Here is a 6,908-nt window from a genome sequence, read left to right on the forward strand (position 1 = left end):
GATTTTGGGGAATTTTGCAAAGGTCTCTGAATGTCGACAGCCCATAGTATAAGCAAAGGTCGTCTGAAAAGCGTTTTCAGACGACCTTTTAATGAATCCAACACATTAACGGCATTGAAGCCAAGTACGTTTAAGATGATCGACATCCGTCACTTTGCAAACATTTCCAGAGCAGTTGACCGAATAATCTACCTTGACGGGACTGCCCCATTGTTTGAAGCTGGCACGAATTTTACCGTTGGACAAGGCAGATACGTTAACCTTTACTTCGGTTTCAGGATCCTGACTGTTCCATATCGGATCAGCCTCTATACACAAATCCTTCGACCGAGAAGCAGTGCGGATGGCTTTTTTCAGAGAAGCATCGGCATATCGGTTCAAAATCTTCACGCCCGATTCATCATCGCGACTTGCTTCTTGATAAATTTTCTTAACCAAATGAATCTTGGCGGCATTGTCTCCGCTTGCAAAAGAGACAGACGGCACCAGTAACGCAGCAAAAAGTATTGTCGCTATTTTGTTCATATCTATGTTTTCCTAAAATCGAATCATGCCTAGCCTACCGCCCAATACCCTATTGAAACCATACTCAGTATTGACTTGGCAGGCATCAACCGTAAAAATACAAAAAGAATTATATCCATTGGATATGTTTTTTTAAACCGATTTAAACGTCATCAACCCATTACCCATCCTATAAAGAGGTCGTCTGAAATGCCTGTCATGCTGATTGTCCGTCCGTCCGCGCGTGCGGGAGATGATGTATGCACCTGTTCACAGGCTGGGTGGCGCGCGCGGGTGTTGAGTCCGGTTGAAATCGAGCCTGATGAAACGGCGTTGCTCGGTTTGAAAGAACAGTTTTCCCGTGCGGACGCGGTATTTTGGGTCAGTCCGACGGCGGTTGAAACCGCTGCACCGTATGTGGATTTTTCAGACGACCTGAAGGTTCAGGTTGCAGTCGGTCAGGCAAGCGGTCGTGCTTTGGAACGCTGCGGCGCAAAAAATGTTTCTGTGCCGCAAGAAGGCAACGACAGCGAGGCGGTGTTGCGGCTGCCAGTTTGGGATACGTTGCCGCAAGGCGCGCGCGTATTGATTGTGCGCGGACGCGGCGGGCGCGATTTTTTGGCGGAGTCGTTAAAGAAAAAAGGCTTTGCGGTCGAAATCACGGAAGTGTATTTCAGACGACATAATGAATTGAATTGGCAGGATTTTGATGCCGAATCCATTGATGCCGCCTTTATCGCTTCGGGCGAACTGGTACGCGGGCTGTTTGCTCAGGTTCCGCCGCAGTTTTCCCGATTCTTCGAATCCTTGTTATACTTCACCCATCATCCGCGCATAGCCGACGCGCTTCGCGAGGCGGGTGCGCGCCACATACGGGTCGTCGCTTCTCTGAAAGCGGCACTTTCATCATTTCCTAAGGAGCAAACCGATGAGCCGGTCTGAAGACAATCCATCCGAAGCAAACGAAGCCGGTCGGCCGATTATCGTCGACAGTCAGGGCAACGCGGGGTCGTCTGAAACAGCGGCTCCGAAAAAGGCCAAGCAGCCTAAAACCTCTGAATACGCAGGAACACACATGTCTGAATCTAAAAATCTTCCCCAAAACCAACCCGCCCCCGTCATCATCAAACAATCCGGCGGCAGAGGGCTGGCAGTTGGCGCGCTGGTGCTGGCGCTGCTGGGTTTGGGCGCAAGCGGCTTTTTGTTTGTACAGGGACAAAACGTTTTGAAAAACCAAGAGCTTTCGTTTAACCAAAAGCTTGACAAAGCCGCATTGGGCGAGTCTGAAAACGCTTTACTCCTGAAAGACCATTTAAACCGCCAAACCGCCATCCAAGCCGAAATCGACCGCTTGAGCAAAGCGCAAATGGCAAACAACGAACAAATCCTGTTGACGCAAAAAGCGTATCAAGAGCTGACCAAAGGACGCGTCAACTGGCTGGTTGACGAAGCGGAAACCATGTTGAACCTCGCCTCGCAGCAACTGCTGCTGTCGGGCAACGTACAAGGCGCGGCAGCGGTGTTGGAACATATCGACGGCCGCCTGAGCCGTTTCGACCAGCCCGAGCTGCTGCCCATCAAGCAAGCCGTCAGCCATGATTTGGCGGCATTGAAAAACCGTCCGTATGTCGATATTTCCGGCACGGCGCTGCGCCTCGACCGTTTGGAAACCGCCGTTTCCGGCCTGCCGCTGGTGTTGGACGGCGTATTGCAGCCGGGCGAGCAGGCGCAAAGCAACGGCGCGTCTTCAGGCTCTTGGTGGCAAAATACTTGGGATAAATCTTTGGTTGCACTGAAAGGGCTGGTGGAAGTCCGCCGACTCGACAATAAAGATGCGATGCTGCTGTCGCCCGAACAGGCGTATTTCGTCCGCGAAAACCTGCGCCTGCGCCTTTTAGATGCGCGTACCGCGCTGATGCAGCACAACGGCGAGGTTTATCAAAGCGATTTGAACTACGTCGAAGCCGCGGTCAAACAATACTTTGACGGCAAATCGCCCGCAACACAGGCATGGCTGAAAGAGTTGTCCGAATTGAAAGCGCTGGATGTACGCATGATTTCAGACGACAGTTTGAAAGCCAGCCTCAGCGCAATCCGCGCCTATCAAGACGGTACGCGCACTCCGGTTGCGCTGCCCGAACCCGTAACAACCGCCGCGTCCGCGCCCCTGCCCTCCGCCGCGTCCGAAGCTGCCGCTCCTCAAACCGCCTCGCAGGTGAATGAAACTGCTTCCGCACCGAAAACCGCACCGGCTCCGAGGGCTGCCCATCCTGCCAAAGCAAGACCTACCCCTGCGCAGAAACCCGCCCCTTCCGCCCAAGCAGACACGAAGCCTTTAGAAGCTCCGGCGCTGCCTTCCGAGGCCAAACCGCAAAACATTTCCGAGCCGGAAAAGAAAGCGGCTCCTGAGAAACAAAGCCGCCCTGCCGCCGATGCTGAGACCAAAGGAGGCCGTGCATGAAAGCCGTCGTCTGGATTGTCGTTTTATTCGCCGCCGCAGTCGGTATCGTCCTAACTTCCGGTATTTACACGGGTAATGTCTATATCGTCGTCGGACAGGTCATGATGCGGGTCAACCTGCACGCCTTTATCTTAGGGCTGGTTCTGTTTGTCGTTACCCTGTATTTCCTGATCAAATTCATCGTCGGCCTGATGAACATCCCCGCCCGTATGCAGCGTTTCGGCACGGCGCGCAAAGGCCGTCAGGCAGCCGTCGCTTTGAACAGCGCAGGTTTGGCGTTTTTTGAAGGCCGCTTTGAAAAAGCGGAGCAGGAAGCCGCCAAAGTATTGGAAAACAAAGAAGCCGGCGACAACCGCAATCTCGCGTTGATGCTGGGCGCGCACGCCGCCGACCAAATGGAAAACTTCGAACTGCGCGACCACTACCTGAAAGACATTGAAAAACTGCCGAACAAACAGCAGCTTTCCCGCTATCTGTTGTTGGCAGAGTCCGCACTCGGCCGCCGCGATTATCCGACCGCCCTGGAAAATCTGAACGCCGCCGCGCGCATCCATCCCAACCTGTCCCGCCTCGCCCGCCTGCAACTGCGTTATGCCTTTGACCACGGCGATGCGGAAGATGTGTTGGCGAAATCCGAAAAACTGATGAAAGTCGGCGCGATTAACGATTTTGAAGCGGAACAATACCAAAGCTGGGCATACCGCCGCCTGTTGGCGGAAGCATCAGACGCAGCCGGTCTGAAAACCTGTCTGAAGCGCATTCCCGAAGCACTCAAAGCGGACGAATTGTGTGTCGCCATTGCCGAAAAATACGAGCGTCTCGGACTCTATACCGAAGCCGTCAAATGGGTGCGCCAATACTACCCGCAAAACCGCCGCCCCGAACTTTTGGAAGCCTTCGTCGAAAGCGTCCGCTTCTTCAACGAACGCGGCCAGCAAAAAGCCATCGACCTTGCCGATTCTTGGCTGAAAGACAAACCCGACGACGCACCGCTCTTGATGTACCTCGGACAGCTTGCCTACGGCCGCAGCCTGTGGGGCAAGGCACAAAGTTACCTCGAAGCCAGCATCGCCCTGCAACCGAGCATCGCCGCCCGCCTCATGCTGGCACGCGTACTCGACGAAACCGGACAGCCGCAAAAAGCTCAGGAACAGCGGAAATTGGTTTTGGAAGCAGTCTCCGATGACGAACGCCACGCAGCATTGGAGCAGCATAGCTGAGTTTGGGAAATATCTTTATCTGGGAGAATTTGATGGGACCTTCAGATTCCTTTAAGGAAAAGAAAGAAATATTTGAAATTGGAACGCCTACTTATCGCCAAAAGTTAATTGATGTTTGGAAAAAGAGCATTAATGGAAACGAAAAATCTTGGGTGCTCTTTGAAAATGGTACTTGCGTCATTTTACTTGAACCGGAAAAAGATCTGGCGAAACAGGCTAAAGAGATATTAAGCAAATGGGGCAAAGTTCAAATAGGAACACCATCTGCAGATTTTGGCATTATCACTTTAGATAGCGGCGATGGATATGCCGTTTCATGCCATCATCCCGAAATTTTTACGCTAATCCTAAAAGAACAAGGATTGGATGAAGATTTCAAAATCGGTATCGAAGGGCGCTCTCATCGCGATTGTGATGCTGAAGAACTCAAAGTTATCCATATCGAAGATAAACGCACCATTGAAACCCCATGAAAACCTGCTGCCGTTTAATCATCTACTGATGATTACCTAGGCAAATGTGCTCGTCCCTCCCCTTTTCAGACGACCTTTCATTGCGGAAACCGCCGCAAAGGTCGTCTGAAAACCGTTTTCCTTCCCCGTTTTACAAACAAACCGAAAGCCCCACATGACCTCTTTGAAAAACGACACCTTCCTCCGTGCCCTGCTCAAACAGCCCGTCGAATACACGCCGATTTGGATGATGCGTCAGGCGGGGCGTTATCTGCCCGAATACAAAGCCACGCGCGCGAAAGCGGGCAGTTTCCTCGATTTGTGTAAAAACACCGAATTGGCGACCGAAGTGACCATCCAGCCCTTAGAACGCTTCGATTTGGACGCGGCGATTCTGTTCTCCGACATCCTGACCGTCCCCGACGCAATGGGCTTGGGACTGTATTTTGCCGAAGGCGAAGGTCCGAAATTCGAACGCGCCTTGCAACACGAAGCCGACATTGCCAAGCTGCAAGTTCCCGATATGGAAAAACTGCAATACGTCTTTGACGCCGTCGGCTCCATCCGCAAAGCATTGGACGGCCGCGTACCGCTCATCGGCTTCTCCGGCAGCCCGTTCACGCTCGCCTGCTATATGGTCGAAGGCGGCAGCAGCAAAGAATTCCGCACCATCAAAACCATGATGTACTCGCGTCCCGATTTGCTGCACAAAATCCTCGACACCAACGCCCAAGCCGTTACCGCCTACCTCAACGCCCAAATCGACGCGGGTGCGCAGGCCGTGCAGATTTTCGACACTTGGGGCGGCGTCCTGAGCGATGCGGCGTTTAAAGAGTTCAGCCTCAAATATATCCGCCAAATCGTTGCCGGATTGAAACGCGAAAGCGAAGGCAGGCGCGTTCCCGTTATCGTGTTTGCCAAAGGCGGCGGACTGTGGCTGGAAAGCATGGCGGAAATCGGCGCAGACGCATTGGGTTTGGACTGGACGTGCAACATCGGCGAAGCACGCCGCCGCGTCGGCAACCAAGTCGCCCTGCAAGGCAACTTCGACCCGTTTGCCCTCTTTGGCACGCCTGAATCCATCCGCACCGAAGTCGCGCGCATCCTAGCCGACTACGGAAACGGCAGCGGCCATGTCTTCAACCTCGGACACGGCATCAACCAACACGCCGACCCCGAACACGCCAAAATCTTAGTCGATACCGTACACGAACTGTCGCGCCAATATCACGCCTGATTGGGCGCGAAAAAAGGTCGTCTGAAACCCAAACTGCCTGCCGGTTTGGTTTTCAGACGACCTTTTTATATATATTGGATGAAAAGTAAAAATCAGACATTTTCTATTTAACTGACTGCATATTTACCCAAATCAAATCAGATTGATTTCACATATTTCAAAAGACATGTATGATGATGTTCTTTAAAACAACCTTTCCAATTTCAATAAAATCCATCTTTTTAGGGGCTGTCAACATTTAATTTCCCCAGTGGATTTTTGTTCACAAAGCGGAAGATTCAAGGCGGAAACTGCAACAAGGTTGGACACCTTGAATCTTCCGCTTTGAGGATAAAAAGACACGAAAACTATTGAATGTTGACAGCCCCTCTAGGAACACACACATGAACTTTCAAGACTATTTCGTCAATCTGATATTGAGCGGCGTGATGATTATCGGCGCTTATCAGTTTACTTTTATACCCAGCGCCACCCTTTGCGCAAAGAGATCGTTTGGAATTCCCCGATAGACGAAAAAATCCCTTTCCGCCCGCGTTGGTCGTGGATATACAGCTTTCTTTACTACCCCGCCATCCTCTACCTCAACATCATCGCCACCGACCACCGCCATTTCAACATGATGGCGTTCAGCTTCCTGATGTTGCTGTTTATGCAAATGCTGTTCTTCTGGCTGTTTCCCGTTTCCACTCCGCCGCATTGGCGCAGCATCAATACCGGCAAAACACCGTCCGAATGGTTTTTACAGTTTGTTCAAAAATTCGACCAAGCCAGCAACTGTTTCCCCAGTATGCACGTTTCCGTCGCCATGCTGACCGCCCTGCACGCGCTGCCGACTTTGGGCGCCGCCGCGTTCCTCTTTCCCGTATTGATTGCCCTGTCCTGCATCTTTACCAAACAGCACTACCTGATTGACCTGCCCGCAGGCGCAGCATTGGGCGGCTTTGCCTACTGGCTGTATCTTTTAGTGCTTTGATGCACCCAATCCTAATAAAAAAACCTAAAAGGTCGTCTGAAAACGAGCGAAGCGAGTTTCG

Annotated in this window: 7 protein-coding genes; 6 read left to right on the forward strand and 1 reads right to left on the reverse strand. The window is 52.0% G+C overall.

What is annotated here, in order from left to right; genetic code table 11:
- Window positions 1-105: 105 nt before the first annotated feature.
- Window positions 106-525, reverse strand: a complete 420-nt coding sequence (locus tag HMPREF2572_RS00645) for a hypothetical protein (RefSeq protein WP_070495425.1) — start codon at window positions 523-525, stop codon at window positions 106-108.
- Between the two features lie 189 nt (window positions 526-714).
- Between HMPREF2572_RS00645 and HMPREF2572_RS00650 the strand changes: the two genes are divergently transcribed.
- The 6 genes from HMPREF2572_RS00650 to HMPREF2572_RS00675 all read left to right on the forward strand — a co-directional run bounded on the left by HMPREF2572_RS00650 (window position 715) and on the right by HMPREF2572_RS00675 (window position 6,847).
- A complete protein-coding gene (locus HMPREF2572_RS00650; RefSeq protein WP_070495428.1) occupies window positions 715-1,446 on the forward strand; it encodes a uroporphyrinogen-III synthase in 732 nt (243 codons plus the stop codon).
- Window positions 1,433-2,965 carry a uroporphyrinogen-III C-methyltransferase gene (locus HMPREF2572_RS00655; RefSeq protein ID WP_070495435.1) on the forward strand — a complete coding sequence of 511 codons (1,533 nt, stop codon included), beginning with the start codon at window positions 1,433-1,435 and terminating at the stop codon, window positions 2,963-2,965. Before HMPREF2572_RS00650 ends, HMPREF2572_RS00655 begins: the two co-directional genes overlap by 14 nt.
- Entirely contained in the window at window positions 2,962-4,185 is a 1,224-nt protein-coding gene (locus HMPREF2572_RS00660) for a heme biosynthesis protein HemY (RefSeq protein WP_009311890.1), read from the forward strand. The genes HMPREF2572_RS00655 and HMPREF2572_RS00660 overlap by 4 nt, the downstream gene beginning before the upstream one ends.
- A 32-nt stretch (window positions 4,186-4,217) precedes the next feature.
- A complete protein-coding gene (locus HMPREF2572_RS00665; RefSeq protein WP_003778183.1) occupies window positions 4,218-4,658 on the forward strand; it encodes a hypothetical protein in 441 nt (146 codons plus the stop codon).
- A gap of 154 nt (window positions 4,659-4,812) precedes the next feature.
- Entirely contained in the window at window positions 4,813-5,874 is a 1,062-nt protein-coding gene (hemE, locus tag HMPREF2572_RS00670; RefSeq protein ID WP_070495439.1) for a uroporphyrinogen decarboxylase, read from the forward strand.
- 475 nt (window positions 5,875-6,349) lie between these two features.
- Window positions 6,350-6,847: a phosphatase PAP2 family protein gene (locus HMPREF2572_RS00675; RefSeq protein WP_246827728.1), complete on the forward strand. Its 498-nt coding sequence runs from the start codon at window positions 6,350-6,352 to the stop codon at window positions 6,845-6,847.
- Window positions 6,848-6,908: the final 61 nt, after the last annotated feature.

The organism is Neisseria sp. HMSC064E01, from assembly GCF_001808875.1.
GTDB classification, from domain to species: Bacteria; Pseudomonadota; Gammaproteobacteria; order Burkholderiales; family Neisseriaceae; genus Neisseria; species Neisseria sicca_A.

What these genes read in the sequence shown, in the direction of transcription:
- HMPREF2572_RS00645 (WP_070495425.1), bottom strand. Translation starts at nt 525, where the DNA reads ATGAACAAAATAGCGACAATACTTTTTGCTGCGTTACTGGTGCCGTCT.
- HMPREF2572_RS00650 (WP_070495428.1), top strand. Translation starts at nt 715, where the DNA reads ATGCCTGTCATGCTGATTGTCCGTCCGTCCGCGCGTGCGGGAGATGAT.
- HMPREF2572_RS00655 (WP_070495435.1), top strand. Translation starts at nt 1,433, where the DNA reads ATGAGCCGGTCTGAAGACAATCCATCCGAAGCAAACGAAGCCGGTCGG.
- HMPREF2572_RS00660 (WP_009311890.1), top strand. Translation starts at nt 2,962, where the DNA reads ATGAAAGCCGTCGTCTGGATTGTCGTTTTATTCGCCGCCGCAGTCGGT.
- HMPREF2572_RS00665 (WP_003778183.1), top strand. Translation starts at nt 4,218, where the DNA reads ATGGGACCTTCAGATTCCTTTAAGGAAAAGAAAGAAATATTTGAAATT.
- hemE (WP_070495439.1), top strand. Translation starts at nt 4,813, where the DNA reads ATGACCTCTTTGAAAAACGACACCTTCCTCCGTGCCCTGCTCAAACAG.